At 71.8% G+C, this 14,900-nt stretch carries 11 protein-coding genes; 8 read left to right on the top strand and 3 right to left on the bottom strand.

Annotated features, from left to right (window positions below):
* Positions 1 to 14: 14 nt before the first annotated feature.
* The 5 genes from AB0D04_RS29630 to AB0D04_RS29610 all read left to right on the top strand — a co-directional run bounded on the left by AB0D04_RS29630 (position 15) and on the right by AB0D04_RS29610 (position 5,761).
* Entirely contained in the window at positions 15 to 1,262 is a 1,248-nt protein-coding gene (locus AB0D04_RS29630) for a spermidine/putrescine ABC transporter substrate-binding protein (protein WP_362709383.1), read from the top strand.
* A 60-nt stretch (positions 1,263 to 1,322) separates the two neighbouring features.
* Positions 1,323 to 2,486, top strand: coding sequence for an ABC transporter ATP-binding protein (locus tag AB0D04_RS29625; RefSeq protein ID WP_362709380.1), 1,164 nt, complete (start codon positions 1,323 to 1,325; stop codon positions 2,484 to 2,486).
* A gap of 73 nt (positions 2,487 to 2,559) precedes the next feature.
* Positions 2,560 to 3,498, top strand: a complete 939-nt coding sequence (locus AB0D04_RS29620) for an ABC transporter permease (RefSeq protein ID WP_362709379.1) — start codon at positions 2,560 to 2,562, stop codon at positions 3,496 to 3,498.
* The gene (locus tag AB0D04_RS29615; RefSeq protein ID WP_362709376.1) at positions 3,498 to 4,337 is read left to right on the top strand and encodes an ABC transporter permease; all 840 of its coding nucleotides are present in this window, start codon (positions 3,498 to 3,500) and stop codon (positions 4,335 to 4,337) included. The genes AB0D04_RS29620 and AB0D04_RS29615 overlap by 1 nt, the downstream gene beginning before the upstream one ends.
* A gap of 20 nt (positions 4,338 to 4,357) precedes the next feature.
* Complete coding sequence (locus AB0D04_RS29610) at positions 4,358 to 5,761, top strand: FAD-dependent oxidoreductase (RefSeq protein ID WP_362709441.1); 1,404 nt, start codon at positions 4,358 to 4,360, stop codon at positions 5,759 to 5,761.
* Between the two features lie 143 nt (positions 5,762 to 5,904).
* On the opposite strand, the gene AB0D04_RS29605 is transcribed toward AB0D04_RS29610, so the two are convergent.
* Complete coding sequence (locus AB0D04_RS29605; RefSeq protein WP_362709374.1) at positions 5,905 to 6,549, bottom strand: phosphatase PAP2 family protein; 645 nt, start codon at positions 6,547 to 6,549, stop codon at positions 5,905 to 5,907.
* A 488-nt stretch (positions 6,550 to 7,037) separates the two neighbouring features.
* Entirely contained in the window at positions 7,038 to 8,387 is a 1,350-nt protein-coding gene (gabT, locus tag AB0D04_RS29600) for a 4-aminobutyrate--2-oxoglutarate transaminase (RefSeq protein WP_362709371.1), read from the bottom strand.
* A gap of 195 nt (positions 8,388 to 8,582) precedes the next feature.
* Here gabT and AB0D04_RS29595 point away from each other — a divergent pair, with 195 nt between their 5' ends.
* Positions 8,583 to 10,757, top strand: a complete 2,175-nt coding sequence (locus tag AB0D04_RS29595; protein ID WP_362709369.1) for an ATP-binding protein — start codon at positions 8,583 to 8,585, stop codon at positions 10,755 to 10,757.
* Here AB0D04_RS29595 and AB0D04_RS29590 read toward each other — a convergent pair.
* The gene (locus AB0D04_RS29590) at positions 10,754 to 11,425 is read right to left on the bottom strand and encodes a RidA family protein (protein ID WP_362709367.1); all 672 of its coding nucleotides are present in this window, start codon (positions 11,423 to 11,425) and stop codon (positions 10,754 to 10,756) included. The genes AB0D04_RS29595 and AB0D04_RS29590 overlap by 4 nt on opposite strands.
* Between AB0D04_RS29590 and AB0D04_RS29585 the strand changes: the two genes are divergently transcribed.
* Positions 11,417 to 13,063 carry a PucR family transcriptional regulator gene (locus AB0D04_RS29585; RefSeq protein ID WP_362709365.1) on the top strand — a complete coding sequence of 549 codons (1,647 nt, stop codon included), beginning with the start codon at positions 11,417 to 11,419 and terminating at the stop codon, positions 13,061 to 13,063. The two genes, AB0D04_RS29590 and AB0D04_RS29585, sit on opposite strands and share 9 nt — an antisense overlap.
* A gap of 172 nt (positions 13,064 to 13,235) precedes the next feature.
* On the top strand, positions 13,236 to 14,693 hold the full coding sequence (locus AB0D04_RS29580) for an aldehyde dehydrogenase family protein (RefSeq protein WP_362709363.1): 1,458 nt from the start codon (positions 13,236 to 13,238) through the stop codon (positions 14,691 to 14,693).
* The last annotated feature ends 207 nt before the right edge of the window (positions 14,694 to 14,900 follow it).

The raw sequence follows: 14,900 nt of genomic DNA, 5'->3' as shown, positions 1-14,900 counted from the left end.
AAAGGGCACCGCGCATGGAGCATCACGAGCAGCCCGAACCCTTCTCCGCGGTCGAACTGGCCGCCGTGCGCCGCAGTATGACCAACGGCCGTCTCGCCATGACCCGCCGCTCGCTGCTGCGCGCGACCGGCGCCATGGCGGCCGCGACGGGGGGTCTGGGGGCGCTGGCCGGCTGCGGCATCCCGCCCGCGAGCCGTACGGACGCCGGCTCGAGCACGGACCACTCGGCGAAGGAGAAGCGCCTCACCTTCTCCAACTGGACCGAGTACATCGACGTCACCGACGACGGCAAGCACCGGCCGACGCTGGACGCCTTCACCAAGCGCACCGGCATAGCCGTCAAGTACACCGAGGACATCAACGACAACGACGAGTTCTTCGGCAAGGTCCAGGCGCAGCTGGCCAACGGGCAGGACACCGGCCGGGATCTGATCGTGCTCACCGACTGGATGTGCGCGCGGATGATCTCCCTCGGCTGGATCGAGAAGCTGGACCCCGCCAACCTGCCGCACGCCTACGCCAACCTCTCGCCCCAGTTCCGCAACCCCGCCTGGGACCCGGGCCGCGCGCACTCCTACACCTGGCAGGGCATCCCCGCGCTCATCGCGTACAACAAGAAGGCCACCGGCGGACGCAAGGTCGACTCGATCGGCCAGCTGCTGGAGGACCCCAAGCTCAAGGGCCGGGTCGGCTTCCTCACCGAGATGCGGGACAGCGTCGGGCTGACCCTGCTGGACATGGGCAAGAAGCCCGAGGACGTCACCGCGGACGACTTCGACGCGGCCATCGCCCGGCTCCAGAAGGGCGTCGACAGCAAGCAGATCCGCCGCTTCACCGGCAACGACTACACCACCGACCTGGACAAGGGCGACCTCGCGGCGTGTGTGGCCTGGGCGGGCGACGTCGTCCAGCTGCAGAGCGACAACCCGGACATCGAGTTCGCCGTCCCCAAGGCCGGCTGCATGACGTCCACGGACAACCTGATGGTGCCGAACAAGGCACGTCACAAGGCCAATGCCGAACGGCTCATCGACTACTTCTACGAGCCGAAAGTGGCGGCGAAGCTCGCGGCGTACATCAACTACGTCTGCCCCGTGGAGGGCGTACGCGAGGAACTCGCCAAGATCGACAAGGACGCGGCGCGCAACCCGCTGATCATTCCGGACGAGGAGATGGCCGAGAGGTCCCACTCCTTCCGCGCCCTGAACGCCAAGGAGAACAAGGCGTTCAGCGAGAAGTTCTCCCAGCTCACCGGCGCCTGACCGGGCCGCAGCCACCCTCCTCACGAGCCGTTTCGCCCTCCGACCCACGGGACGACCCACATGACCAAGACCGAGACCCCCCAGAGCAGCGGCGGTGACGTCCGCCTCACCGGCATCAGCAAAACCTACGGCTCCTTCACCGCCGTCCATCCGCTCGACCTGACCGTCCCCGCCGGCTCCTTCTTCGCGCTGCTCGGCGCCTCGGGCTGCGGCAAGACCACCACGCTGCGGATGATCGCCGGGCTGGAGGACCCCACCACCGGGACGGTCGAGCTCTCCGGCCAGGACGTCACCGTCCTGCCGCCCTACAAGCGGCAGGTCAACACCGTCTTCCAGAATTACGCGCTCTTCCCGCACCTGGACATCTACGAGAACGTCGCCTTCGGGCTGCGCCGCCGCGGCATCAAGTCCGTCAAGAAGCAGGTCGAGGAGATGCTCGACCTCGTCCAGCTCGGCCCGATGGCGCGCCGCAAGCCGCAGCAGCTCTCCGGCGGCCAGCAGCAGCGCGTCGCCCTCGCCCGCGCGCTGATCAACCACCCCCAGGTACTGCTCCTCGACGAGCCGCTGGGCGCCCTCGACCTCAAGCTGCGCCGCCAGATGCAGCTGGAGCTCAAGCGCATCCAGACCGAGGTCGGCATCACCTTCGTGCACGTCACCCACGACCAGGAGGAGGCCATGACGATGGCCGACACCGTGGCCGTGATGAACGGCGGCCGGGTCGAACAGCTCGGTGACCCCGCCGACCTCTACGAGAACCCTGCCACCACCTTCGTCGCCAACTTCCTGGGCACCTCCAACCTCATCGAGGCCGAGGTCGTCGAGGCCGGCGGGGAGGACCTCCTCCTCAAGGCCGCCGACGCCAAGCTGCGGCTGCCCGCCGCCCGGTGCAGCGCCTCGGCCGGTACGGGCGAGAAGGTGCTGGCCGGCGTACGGCCCGAGAAGATGGCCCTGGCGCACGCCGACGACGCCGGGTCCGTCGCCGACGGCCACAACCGCCTGTCCGGCCGCATCAAGGACGCCGGCTTCATCGGCGTCTCCACCCAGTACGTCATCGAGGCGCCCGGCCTGGGCGAACTCGCCGTCTACGAGCAGAACATCGCGCGCGACGGCCGCCTCGTACCGGGCGCCGAGGTCGTCGTGCACTGGAACCCGGCGCACACCTTCGGGCTGGACGCCACCCAGGACATCGCCGCCGGAGCGGACCTCGACGAGGAGGCCGCATGAGCGAGCGCAGTGAGCGAATCATGAAAAGGTGCGCGCCGAGCGCGTGCGAGGCCGAGCGAAGCGAGGTGTCGGCATGAGCACGACCGAGGCCCCCGCCGCGCCCCCCGAAGAGAGCGCCACCGAGCCGCTGCGGCTCCGCAAGACGCCCACCCGCAAGCGGCTGGTCCCCTACTGGCTGCTGCTGCCCGGCATGCTGTGGCTGATCGTCTTCTTCGCCGCGCCGCTCGTCTACCAGGCGTCGACGTCAATCCAGACCGGCTCCCTCGAAGAGGGCTTCAAGGTCACCTGGCACTTCGCCACCTACTGGGACGCGCTCGGCGAGTACTGGCCGCAGTTCGTCCGCTCCGTGGGCTTCGCCGCCGTCGCCACCCTGCTCTGCCTGGTGCTCGGCTACCCGCTCGCCTACCTCATCGCCTTCAAGGCCGGACGCTGGCGCAATCTCGTGATGATCCTGGTCATCGCGCCGTTCTTCACCAGCTTCCTGATCCGCACCCTGGCCTGGAAGACGATCCTGGCGGACGGCGGACCGGTCGTCGGCGCCCTCAACTCGCTGCACCTCCTGGACCTCACCAGCGCCCTGGGCATCACCGAAGGACACCGGGTGCTGGCCACCCCGCTCGCGGTGGTCTGCGGTCTGACGTACAACTTCCTGCCGTTCATGATCCTGCCGCTCTACACCTCGCTGGAGCGCATCGACCCCCGGCTCCACGAGGCGGCCGGCGACCTCTACGCCCGCCCGGCCACCACCTTCCGCCGGGTGACCTTCCCGCTGTCGATGCCCGGCGTCGTCGCGGGCACCCTGCTCACCTTCATCCCGGCCGCCGGTGACTACATCAACGCCGAACTGCTGGGCTCCACCGACCAGAAGATGATCGGCAACGTCATCCAGTCGCAGTTCCTGCGGGTCCTGGACTATCCGACCGCCGCCGCCCTCTCCTTCATCCTCATGGCGGCCATCCTCGCCATGGTCACCATCTACATCCGCAAGTCGGGGACGGAGGACCTGGTCTGATGGCCGTACCGGAAAGCACCGCCGCCCGCACCCCCCGCAAGGGCCTGCGCTGGCTGCGCCGCAACATCATCACGATCGTGGGCCTGGGCACGCTGGCCTACCTGATCCTGCCCAACATCGTGGTGATGGTCTTCTCCTTCAACAAGCCCAACGGCCGCTTCAACTACCAGTGGCAGCGCTTCTCCACGGATGGCTGGACCGATCCGTGCGGCGTCGCCGACCTGTGCGGCTCGCTCGGGCTGAGCCTGCAGATAGCGATCTGGGCCACCGTCGGCGCGACCGTCCTGGGCACGATGATCTCGTTCGCGCTGGCGCGCTACCGCTTCCGGGCCCGCGCCGGCGTCAACACCCTGATCTTCCTGCCGATGGCCATGCCCGAGGTCGTCATGGCCGCCTCGCTGGCCACCCTGTTCCTCAACATGGGCATCGACTTCGGCTTCTGGACGATCCTGATCGCGCACATCATGTTCTGCCTGAGTTTCGTGGTCACCGCCGTCAAGGCCCGTGTGATGAGCATGGACCCGCGCCTGGAACAGGCCGCCCAGGACCTCTACGCCTCACCGCTGCAGACGTTCCTGCGCGTCACGCTCCCGATCGCCGCCCCCGGTATCGCCGCCGGCGCCCTGCTCTCCTTCGCCCTCTCCTTCGACGACTTCATCATCACCAACTTCAATGCCGGCTCCACCGTGACCTTTCCCATGTTCGTCTGGGGATCGGCGCAGCGGGGCACGCCCGTTCAGATCAATGTCATCGGTACGGCGATGTTCCTGGTCGCCGTGCTGTGCGTCCTGGTCGGCCAGCTGGCCGGGAACCGCCGTAAACGCAGTAAGAGGAGCTGAGAACCATGGCACGAGCTGCCATGACCCCGTCCCCCGTCCATGCGCTCGCCGACGCCGAGCCCACCCCGTTCTGGCTGGCCGACCCCGCCCGCCCGGCGGCCGAGCCCGCCCTCGTCGGCGACGAGACCTGCGATCTGCTGGTCGTCGGCGGCGGCTACTCGGGCCTGTGGACCGCGCTGATCGCCAAAGAGCGCGACCCCCAGCGCGATGTCGTCCTGATCGAGGGCGCCGAGATCGGCTGGGCCGCCTCCGGGCGCAACGGCGGCTTCTGCGCGGCCTCCCTCACCCACGGCCTCGGCAACGGCCTGGCCCGCTGGCCCGGCGAGCTCGCCAAGCTCGAGGAGCTCGGCATCCAGAACCTCGACGCCATCGAGCACGCCGTCGCCCGCTACAACATCGACTGCGACTTCGAACGGACCGGCGAGATCGACATCGCCACCGAGCCGTACCAGGTCGCCGAGCTCAAGGAGGCCGCCGAGGACGCAGCCGAGCTGGGCCTTACCCGCCACCGCTTCCTCGACCAGGACGCACTGCGCGCCGAGGTCGACTCGCCGACCTTCCGGGCCGGCCTGTGGGACCGCGACGGCGTCGCCATGCTCAACCCGGCCAAGCTCGCCTGGGGCCTGAAGCAGGCCTGCCTCGGCTTCGGCGTCCGCATCTACGAGCGCACCCGCGCCACCGGCCTGGCCTCCGAAGGCATGGGCATGGCCGTCCGTACCCCCTACGGCCGGATCTTCGCCCGCCATGTCGCGCTCGGCACCAACGCCTTCCCGTCGCTGGTCAAGCGCGTCCGCCCGTACATCGTCCCGGTCTACGACCACGCGCTGATGACCGAGCCGCTCTCCGACGAGCAGCTCGCCGCCATCGGCTGGAAGAACCGCCAGGGCCTCTCCGACTCCAACAACCACTTCCACTACTTCCGCATCACCGCCGACAACCGCATCCTGTGGGGCGGCTACGACATCGTCTACCGCTACGGAGGCGGCGTACGGGCCGAGTTCGACCACCACCCGGCCACCTACGAGAAGCTCGCCCGGCACTTCTTCCGCTGCTTCCCGCAGCTGGAGGGCCTGCGCTTCACGCACACCTGGGGCGGTGCCATCGACACCTGCTCCCGTTTCTCGGCCTTCTTCGGCACCGCGCACGCGGGCCGGGTCGCCTACGCCGCGGGCTACACCGGCCTGGGCGTGGGCGCCACCCGCTTCGGCGCCGAGGTGATGCTCGACCTGCTCGCGGGCGAGCGCACCGAGCGCACCGAACTGGAGATGGTCCGCAGCAAGCCCCTGCCCTTCCCGCCGGAGCCGCTGCGCTGGGCCGGTATCGGCCTCACCCAGTGGTCGATGACCCGCGCCGATACGCACGGCGGGCGGCGCAATCTGTGGCTGAAGGCCATGGACAAGGTGGGCCTCGGCTTCGACAGCTGACGTGCAACGGGGGGCGGGCGACAAGAAGTTGCGCACCCCCCTTGCGCTGCGAACGCGCAGCCGACCGCCCCTGGGACGCGGGACGCAGTGATCGTCAACTGCCCCCGGCCGTACGTCCCCTCCGTGTGAGGGGGTGTACGGCGTTACCGATCCTCCCGGCGCACACCGCCATCCGCCCACCGGCTGCACACGGCCCACCACACCCCCAGCAGCACCCCGGCCAGACACCAGCCGCCGATCACATCCAGCGGCCAGTGGTACCCCCGGCGCACCAGCCCGATGCCGACGCCGGCATTGAGCAGCGCGACGCCGGCCACCAGGACGACGGCGGTCCGGCGGCCCGTCCGCCTCCGTACCCGGATCAGCAGCAGCGCGGCCACGCCGTACGCGACCGCCGCCGTGGCTCCGTGCCCCGACGGATAGAAGCCGTCGTGCGCACCGCCCGCCATCTGCGGCGGCCCCGGCCGCGCGAACCACAGCTTGAGCGGGACGACCAGTGCGGGCACCGCGGCCAGGGTGAGCGCGGCGGCGAGCGGCGGCAGCCACCAGCGCGCCGGACCGGTGAATTCCGGATCCCGCCGCCCGCACCGCCCGCGCCGGGCGGCCCACACGACCCACAGGGCCCACCCCACCACGGCCATCAGCACCGGCAGCGCGACGACCGTATTGCCGAGATCGGCGAAGAACTCCGCAAGCCCCGCGGGAATCGCACCGCCGACAACGGCCCGCCCCACCCGCTCGTCCACCGTACGCAGCGGCCCATGACCGGCCACCTGCCAACTGATCACGGCAAAGAGCAGCAGGGCAGCGGCCGTACGGAGGGAGAAAAGGGGCGGCCGCCTCGGAACAGGGGGGGTGGTTCCGGGGCGGCCGCGATGACCGGTGTCCCGCGCGCCCCGGGGGGTATGGGGCGGGCGGGCATCCGATCGGTGAGGATTCCCGGAGCCCCGCAGAGCGGAGGTTCCGGTGGTGTGCGCGAGGGCACGGCCTGATCGGAGCCGGGGAAGCGCCGACCGGGCGTCGCCCGCAGTCCCCTGCGGGCGGGGTGTTTCTCTCATCTGCCGAAAACCGTACGGCAACGGAAGCGCACCCGACAGACGCATCACCCCGCCGCCATTGCCCCCGCACATCTTCTTCACGCCCTGTCTGCGGTCCCCGCGCAAGCACCGCCGAATACCCGAATACGGACCGCTCGCATCCGCAAAAACGGGCGTGGCCCGGGGTCACGGCCGATGCCGCGCCCCGGGCCACGCCGGGATCATTCTGCCGTCGCCGCTCAGAGCTTGGCGAACGCCGCCTCGAGGATGTCCAGCCCCTCGTTGAGCAGGTTCTCGCCGATCACCAGCGGCGGCAGGAAGCGCAGCACGTTGCCGTACGTGCCGGTCGTCAGGACCAGCAGGCCCTCCTGGTGGCAGGCCTTGGCGAGCGCGCCGGTGGCCTCCGGGTTCGGGTCCTTGGAACCGGACTTGACCAGCTCGATCGCGATCATCGCGCCACGGCCGCGGACCTCGCCGACGATGTCGTACTTCTCCTGCATGGCGTTCAGGCGGGCCTTCATGACCGCCTCGATGTGCTTCGCCCTGCCGTTGAGGTCCTGCGCGCGCATCGTCTCGATGGAGCCGAGCGCGGCGGCGCAGGCCACCGGGTTACCGCCGTAGGTGCCGCCCAGGCCGCCCGCGTGCGCGGCGTCCATGATCTCGGCGCGGCCGGTGACGGCGGCCAGCGGCAGACCGCCGGCAATACCCTTCGCCGTCGTGATCAGGTCGGGCACGATGCCCTCGTCGTCACACGCGAACCACTGGCCCGTACGGCAGAAGCCGGACTGGATCTCGTCCGCGACGAAGACGATCCCGTTTTCCTTCGCGAAGTTCGCGATCGCCGGGAGGAAGCCCTTGGCCGGCTCGATGAAGCCGCCCTCACCGAGCACCGGCTCGATGATGATCGCCGCGACGTTGTCCGCGCCGATCTGCTTGTTGATCTGCTCGATGGCCTGGGCCGCGGCCTCCTGGGCGCAGTTCTCCGGGCCGGTCAGCCAGCGGTAGGGGTAGGCGACCGGGACGCGGTAGACCTCGGGCGCGAACGGGCCGAAACCGTTCTTGTACGGCATGTTCTTCGAGGTCAGCGCCATCGTCAGGTTCGTACGGCCGTGGTAGCCGTGGTCGAAGACGACGACCGCCTGACGCTTGGTGTAGGCGCGGGCCACCTTGACGGCGTTCTCCACGGCCTCCGCGCCGGAGTTGAACAGCGCCGACTTCTTCGCGTGGTCGCCCGGGGTCAGCTCGGCGAGCTGCTCACACACCTCGATGTACGGCTCGTACGGCGTGACCATCGCACAGGTGTGGGTGAAGTCGGCCAGCTGCGCGGTGGCCCTGCGCACCACGGCCTCGGCGCTGTTGCCGACCGAGGTCACGGCGATACCGGAACCGAAGTCGATCAGGGAGTTGCCGTCCACGTCCTCGAGGACACCGCCGCCGGCGCGCTTGATGAAGACGGGCAGCACCGCACCGACACCGCCGGCCACGGTCTCCTGCTTACGCGCCCACAGCTCCTGCGACTTGGGGCCGGGGATCGCGGTGACAATGCGACGTTCCTGGGGGAGGGCCGGGCCACCGGACAGTTCGGTCATGGCAGTCTCCTGGGGTCGAACGGGGACGTACAGAGGTCTTGTTCTCGCAGGTTAGGGCCGGTGGACCGGCCCTGGCATGTTCCGTTCGGGAGAAGTGCGCGTGTTGCGTTGTCCGCACCGGACATAGCGACGGCGGAGGGCCAGTAGATTGAACGGCGGCAGCAGGTCATGGCTCGAGGGGGGCAAGGGCAGCGGATGGACACCGAGGGCACGCAGGACGCAGGAAGCACCCGCTCCGAACTGGTCCCACGGCCGGCCGCGCCGCCGGATGCACCGCCCCGGCCGAGCGCACCGCCCGCGCCGGCCGGCTCGCCGCCCGTCGTGCCGGCGACACCGCCCGACGGTGCGGGCGAAGCCCCGGAGCCGCCGCTGCTCGGCTGGCTGCGGACGCCGCGGCCGGCGGCGGGGCCCGGGGTATGGACGTACGGGCACCGGCCGCGGCCGGCGAAGGAACCCGACCGGATCCCCGCCCGGCAGCTGCTCAGCGGTGCGCTGATCTCGTTCCTGTGCGGCTGGCTGCTGTGGTCGCTGCTGTGGAACAACTACCTCGGCAGCTACTGGATGTGGCCGCTGGTGCTCCTCACGCCCGACTCCTGGCAGGACGGCAGCAACCCGATGGCCTTCGTCTGGGCCAGCTACATCTATTACGGACTGTTCCTGCTCCTCATGGCCGTCGCCTTCGGCCGCCTCGGCCGCTGGCCGGAAGTCGGCCGCCGCTTCCTGATGCCGCTCGTCCGGCCGCTCGTCCGGCGCCTCCGCGACCGCGCACCGGTCCCCGCTCCCAAGCCCGTCGCCGACCCCGCCCAATGGCCCGAACTGCGCGCCCATGGCGCCCCAGACGCCGCGGACAAGCTCGCCGAGGAGGCCCGCGCCGGGCGGATGAACGATGTGGACGTGGCGCGCATCGACCGCGCCTGGCGGTCGGTACGGTCCGGCAACAACGCCCTCGCCTCCTTCACCGACACCGTGCTGCGGCAGGGCGCGGCGGCCTGTGCACACCCCTCCGGCCTGCGCGATCTGCCCCGTCGGACCGCCGAGCACGACCTGCTCGCCCACCAGGTACGGATCGGCACCGCCGCCGACCACGAGCGCAACCCGTACCAGCGCCGCGGCGTCGGCTACGCCCTGGAACCGGGCGTGCTCGGCACGTCCCTCCTGGCCGTCGGCCCGGCGGGCAGCGGCAAGACCACCCGGGTCGTCACGCCGGTCGTGGAGTCCATGTGCCTGCAGGCGCTGGCCGGGCAGTGCGCGGTCATCGCCGTCGGGCCGGCCGGTGCCGACCTCGGCCCGGACGACGCGTTCGACGTGGTGGTCAAGATCGGCCGCCCCGACCCGGAGTGCGACCTGGACCTCTACGGCGGCACCACCGACCCCGACGAGGCGGCCGGGATCCTCGCCGAGGCGCTGGTCGGGGACCTTGCCGAGCAGCTTCCCGGTGGCGACAGCCGGCGGGCCGCGACCGCGCTCGCGCAGCTGCTCGGGCCTTTCCGGGCCGCCCATGACCGCTTTCCCACGGTCCCCGAGCTGCGCGAGCTGCTGGACGGTGCGCCGGAGGCGATGGGGGCGCTGCGCACGGCGCTGGAGGAGGCCCGCGAGCAGACCCTGCTGCGTGAACTGGACGCCCGCGCCCGGCAGTCGGAGCGCGCCGGCGATGTGGGGCTCCTGCTCGCCGACCGCATCGCGCTGCTCGACCGGCCCGCCTTCGCCGACTTCTTCGACCCCACCGGACGTACCCGCCAGGTCTCCCTGCGCGCCCTCGACCACCCCCTGCGGGTCCGTGTCGAGCTGCCCGAACGCGGTCACGCCGAGGCCTCGCGGATCCTGGCCCGACTGGTCCTCGCGCAGTTCACCGAGTGCGCGGTGGCCCGCAGCGACCGCTCGCTCTTCGCCTGTCTGGTGCTCGACGAGGCCGCGCACACCATCACCGCCGAGGCGCTGCGCGGCCTCCAGCGGCTGCGCTCGGCGAACGCCGGTGTGGTGCTCACGCTGCGCTCGCTGGACGACGTCCCCGACGCGCTGCGCGGTGCGCTGCTGGGTGCGGTCGGCTGCCGGATGGCGTTCGCGGGCGTGACGACGTGGGACGGGGCGCGGTTCGCCGAGGTGTGGGGCAAGGAGTGGGTGGAGACCCGCGATGTGACGGACCGGCAGATCATCGCGGAGGGCGCCGGGATGAAGGCGTTCCACCTCTTCCGCCACCTGGTCACCGGCAAGGCGGCCACCGCCAAGGCCGTCACCGTCCGCACCGTCGAGCGCGAGCGCTGGTCCGCCTCGGACCTGGCCAACTCCGTACCGGCGGGGCATGCCGTGCTGTCGGTGACGTCGGTGAAGGGCGAGCATGCGCCGCCGGTGCTGGTGGATCTGCGGGGCTAGGACGGCCCCTGGCGGTCCGCCGGAATCACCGCCACCGCCGTGACCTCCACCAGCTGCCCCGGATACCCGAGCACGGTGACGCCGAGCAGCGTCGAGGTGTGCGGGCCGGCCGACAGGCCCGAGGCGCGGATCTCGTCCCAGGCGGGGTCGAGGGCCTCGGGGGTGTCGGCGACGACGTGGACGGTGCTGGCGATCACGTCCTCGAGGGTGCTGCCGGCGGCGGTCAGCTGGGCGGTGAGATTGGTGAGGACCTGGCGGGTCTGGGCGGCGAGGTCGCCGGGGCCGACGAGGTTGCCGTCGGCGTCCAGGGGGACCGCGCCGGCCGTGAACACCAGGCGGTCGCCCGCCTCGACGACGGCGGTGTGGGAGTAGCCGGGCGGCGGGAAGAGGCCGGGTGTGGTCGAACGGCGGGCCATCGCGGGGGTCCTCACCTGGGTCGGGGTGTGGTGCAGGGCGTCGCCGATCAGACCGTGGGCGGTGCGGGCCCGTCCAGCCAATTTCGGGTGGGGTGCGGTCCCGGACGAGATCTGCCCGGATTCGTCCGCACGAGAGGTCCCCTGTATTCCACCGTTGAGGCAGAATCGGGACTGGCCGTTCATACGGGACGGCGCAAACGTCCGCAGGGCGGCCACCGGCTCCCCGTCGTCATCGAAGGTCCTATGCCCCACACCCTCGCTTCCCTGGTCAATCACACCGCGCTCAAGCTGACCGTGCTCGCGGGTGAGGACCGGCTGAACGTCCCGGTGCGCTGGGCGCATGCCAGTGAGCTGATCGACCCGGTGCCGTACATGGAGGGCGGTGAGCTGCTGCTGATCACCGCGCTGAAGCTGGACGCGGAGGATGCGGAGGCCAGCCGCCGGTATGTGCACAGGGTGGCGCAGGCGGGCGTGGTCGGGCTGGGCTTCGCGGTCGGCGTCAACTACGAGGACGTGCCCGAGGCGCTGGTGGAGGCCGCCCGGCAGGAGGGGCTGCCGCTGCTCGGGGTGCCCCGCAGGACGCCCTTCATCGCCATCAGCAAGGCCGTCTCCGCCGCCGTGGCCGCCGACCAGTACCGCGCGGTGACGGCCGGTTTCGAGGCGCAGCGGGAGCTGACCCGGGCCGCGCTGAGCGCCGAGGGGCCGGCCGAACTGCTGGCCCGGCTCGCCGCCCATCTGGACGGATGGGCGGCACTGTACGACGCGTCGGGGTCCGTGGTGGCCGCCGCCCCGGACTGGGCGGCCCGGCGGGCGGCGCGGCTGGCCGACGACGTGGGGCGGCTGCGGGAGCGGCCCGCGCCCGCCAGTTCCGTGGTCAGCGATACGGACGGTGACGACCGGGTGGAGCTGCAGTCGCTGGGCACGGGGCGGCGGGCGCGCGGGGTGCTGGCCGTGGGGACCGGGGCGCCGCTGGGCACCGCCGAGCGGTACGCCGTGCACTCCGCCGTGGCCCTGCTCACCCTCACCACCGAGCGCTCCCGCGCCCTGCAGGACGCCGAGCAGCGCCTGGGCGCCGCGGTGCTGAAGATGCTGCTCGCGGGGGAGCCGGACCATGCGCGGGCGGTGGCGGGGCGGCTCTACGGCGGGCTGCTGGACGCGCCGTTCCGGATGGTGGTGGCCGAGCCGGTGGCCGTCGACGATGCACCGTCCGCCCCGCCGGCGGCCAACGCGGCACCGGCCGTCCTCGAGGCGCTCGCCGACGCGATGGACTCGGCCGCCGCCAGGACCGGCGAGGCGGTGCTCGCCGTCCCGGACGGCAACCGGCTGATCGTGCTGGTTGCGGACGGCGGGGCGGCCGCCGAGGCCTGCGCCGAGTTCGCTGCCGTGGCCGAGGCCCGCGCCGGGGCGCAGTCCCGCCCGCGCGGCCGCGCGGCGCGCGGCGAGGCGGACGGCGGCGCGGGGCTGGCCGTCGGGCTGTCCGCGCCGACCGGCCCGATGTCCGCCGCAAACGCCTACCGTCAGGCCGAACAGGCGCTGTACGTCGCCCGCCGGCGGGGCCGCGCGCTGGTCGAGCACGAGGACGTGGCGGCGGGATCCGTACTGCCGCTGCTCGCCGATGATGCGGTGCGCGCGTTCGCGGACGGGCTGCTGCGGGCGCTGCGCGAGCACGACGCGACCGGGCGCGGGGACCTCGTGGCCTCGCTGCGCGCCTGGCTCGCCCGGCACGGCCAGTGGGACGCCGCCGCCGCCGACCTGGGCGTACACCGCCATACGCTGCGCTACCGGATGCGGCGGGTGGAGGAGATCCTGGGCCGCTCGCTGGACGACGCGGACGTCCGGATGGAGCTGTGGCTGGCGCTCAAGGCGACCGCGACGCCTCCGGGGGAGTGACCGGCCCCCGGCGCCCCCTCCACCGCGGAGAGACACGCCCACCGATTGCTACGGTTCGGACAAACGCCACGCGGGCGCCGCGCCCCTACCGTGGGTGGAGCGGAGCCGCTCACCGAGTCGCTCCCGGAGCCACACGCACCACTCCACCACTTCGGAAGGGCCGGGATCCACTGTGCCGAACACTGCTGCAGCCCCCACCGCCTTTTGGCTCGCCGGCCGCAAGACCACCGGCGACGCCACCTTCGATGTCACTTCCCCCTGGGACGGACGTCACGTCGGCACGGTGAGCGTCCCCACCGAGGCCCAGGTCGAGGAGGCCATCGCCGCCTCCGTCGCCGTCCAGGAAGAGCTCGCCGCGACCCCCGCCCATGTGCGGGCCGCCGCCCTCGACCAGGTCGGCCGCCGGCTGGTGGAGCGTACGGAGGAGATCGCCCAGCTGATCTCCGCCGAGAACGGCAAGCCCATGAAGTGGGCGCGCGGCGAGGTCGGCCGGGCGATCTCGGTCTTCCGCTTCGCGGCCGAGGAGGCCCGCCGCTTCAACGGCGGCGAGGCGCAGCGCCTGGACACCGACGCGGGCGGCGCCGGCCGCCTGGCCCTGACCCGCCGCTTCCCGCGCGGCACGGTCCTGGGCATCGCCCCGTTCAACTTCCCGCTGAACCTGTGCGCCCACAAGATCGCCCCGGCCATCGCGGCCGGCGTCCCGATCATCCTCAAGCCCGCCCCGGCCACCCCGCTCTCCGGCCTGATCATCGGCGAGCTGCTCGACGGCACCGACCTGCCGGCCGGCTCCTGGTCGATCCTCCCGGTGGGCAACGAGGCGATGCCGGGCCTGGTCAAGGACGAGCGCCTGCCCGTCATCTCCTTCACCGGCTCCGAAAAGGTCGGCTACGACATCCTCGACTCGGTGCCCCGCAAGCACTGCACCCTGGAGCTCGGCGGCAACGGCGCGGCCGTCGTGCTGCCCGACTGGTCCTCCGAGGCGGACCTGGACTGGGCGGCGCAGCGGATCGCCACCTTCTCCAACTACCAGGGCGGCCAGTCCTGCATCTCGGTGCAGCGGGTCATCGCCGACGCCACCGTCTACGACCGCCTGGTGCCCAAGATCGTCGCCGCCGTGAACGCGCAGGTCACCGGCGATCCCTCCGACGACGCCACCGAGGTCGGCCCGCTGGTCAACGAGGCCGCCGCCAAGCGCGTCGAGGACTGGGTGGACGAGGCCGTGCAGCGCGGCGCGAAGCTGCTCGCGGGCGGCAAGCGCGACGGCGCCTCCTACGCCCCGACCGTCCTGGCGGACGTGCCCGCCGACGCCACGCTGGCCTGCGAAGAGGCCTTCGGCCCGGTGCTGACCATCAAGAAGGTCGACGGCGAGGACGAGGCGTTCGCCGCCGTCAACGACTCCAAGTACGGCCTGCAGGCGGGCGTCTTCACGCACGACACCCGCACCGCCTTCCGCGCCCACCGCGCCCTGGAGGTCGGCGGCGTGATCATCGGCGATGTGCCGTCCTACCGCGCCGACCAGATGCCCTACGGCGGCGCCAAGCAGTCCGGTGTGGGCCGCGAGGGCGTGCGCTACGCGATGGACGACTACACCTACGAGCGCGTGCTGGTCCTGACCGGCCTGGCCCTGTAACCCGGCTCCGCATCGGATCCCGGTAATCCGGCCCCGCACCGGGTCCTGTGACCCCCGTTACAGGACCCGGCGGGCACCGGACACCTGACCGGCCTGGACCGGTGGACAGCGACGGCCATCCCTTGGGCCGTACTGCCGTCCAGGCTCCGGCCGGCGCACCCCCCCGGCGCCGGCCCCTGGCCGCGGCGCGCTCCGGCACCCTGTTCC

Origin of the sequence: Streptomyces sp. NPDC048483 (assembly GCF_040651455.1) — a bacterium.
GTDB lineage: Bacteria > Actinomycetota > Actinomycetes > Streptomycetales > Streptomycetaceae > Streptomyces.
This window is presented reverse-complemented; position numbering and strand designations above follow the sequence as displayed.

What these genes read in the sequence shown, in the direction of transcription:
- AB0D04_RS29615 (WP_362709376.1), top strand. Translation starts at nt 3,498, where the DNA reads ATGGCCGTACCGGAAAGCACCGCCGCCCGCACCCCCCGCAAGGGCCTG.
- AB0D04_RS29595 (WP_362709369.1), top strand. Translation starts at nt 8,583, where the DNA reads ATGGACACCGAGGGCACGCAGGACGCAGGAAGCACCCGCTCCGAACTG.
- AB0D04_RS29630 (WP_362709383.1), top strand. Translation starts at nt 15, where the DNA reads ATGGAGCATCACGAGCAGCCCGAACCCTTCTCCGCGGTCGAACTGGCC.
- AB0D04_RS29585 (WP_362709365.1), top strand. Translation starts at nt 11,417, where the DNA reads ATGCCCCACACCCTCGCTTCCCTGGTCAATCACACCGCGCTCAAGCTG.
- AB0D04_RS29610 (WP_362709441.1), top strand. Translation starts at nt 4,358, where the DNA reads ATGACCCCGTCCCCCGTCCATGCGCTCGCCGACGCCGAGCCCACCCCG.
- AB0D04_RS29625 (WP_362709380.1), top strand. Translation starts at nt 1,323, where the DNA reads ATGACCAAGACCGAGACCCCCCAGAGCAGCGGCGGTGACGTCCGCCTC.
- gabT (WP_362709371.1), bottom strand. Translation starts at nt 8,387, where the DNA reads ATGACCGAACTGTCCGGTGGCCCGGCCCTCCCCCAGGAACGTCGCATT.
- AB0D04_RS29620 (WP_362709379.1), top strand. Translation starts at nt 2,560, where the DNA reads ATGAGCACGACCGAGGCCCCCGCCGCGCCCCCCGAAGAGAGCGCCACC.